The 544-nt window shown below is 51.1% G+C and carries 1 protein-coding gene; it reads right to left on the bottom strand.

The features are described 5' to 3' along the window. Positions 1-106: 106 nt before the first annotated feature. A partial coding sequence (locus EZI54_RS24050; RefSeq protein ID WP_207389358.1) for a hypothetical protein occupies positions 107-544 on the bottom strand: 438 nt, incomplete at its 5' end.

The following is a 544-nucleotide window of genomic DNA, read 5'->3' as shown; positions in this document are numbered from 1 at the left end:
CTAACGCCAATATTCAGCGGCGGCCTTTACGTAGCGAAGCGGAGAAAAGGCCGTCCGGTGTAGGCCCGTCAGGGCCGGAACGAACTGCAATGACTGGTTAGGGGGTTCACTGAGGATGCCGCGTCCGATGAACTTCTGCCATCTCTGCCAACACATCAAGCAGAGGGCGCCCTGATGCCTTGGCTTGCATTGATGCTGTTCGATGATGAGAGGCTATTCCTGATGGTTGAATCACTTCACTAGCCACGACACCTCTCCCAGAAATTACTTCAATGGCAAACCCAACATCTCCCTCTGGGCCTTTACCATATCCACACAGCACAGTGGAGCCTGGAACTCTCGAAAGCTGAGGGTCTTCGTAGGAACTAAACATGACGGACTCAGAATCAATTCCTTGGGCCTCAAACCAAGGCTCTGCGTCATCCGAAGCGGCAAACGATCTATGAGCTTTGCTTTTAGAACGAAGAGAGGAAATAAACCAAATTACTGCTATGGCTATCGCCACCCACCAGAATATGGACATAGTAATTATCCTCCCTAACGC

The sequence above is a fragment of the Marinobacter halodurans genome (assembly GCF_004327985.1).
Classification (GTDB): domain Bacteria; phylum Pseudomonadota; class Gammaproteobacteria; order Pseudomonadales; family Oleiphilaceae; genus Marinobacter_A; species Marinobacter_A halodurans.
Note: the sequence above shows the minus strand (reverse complement) of the source record. Positions and strands in the feature narration are given on the sequence as shown.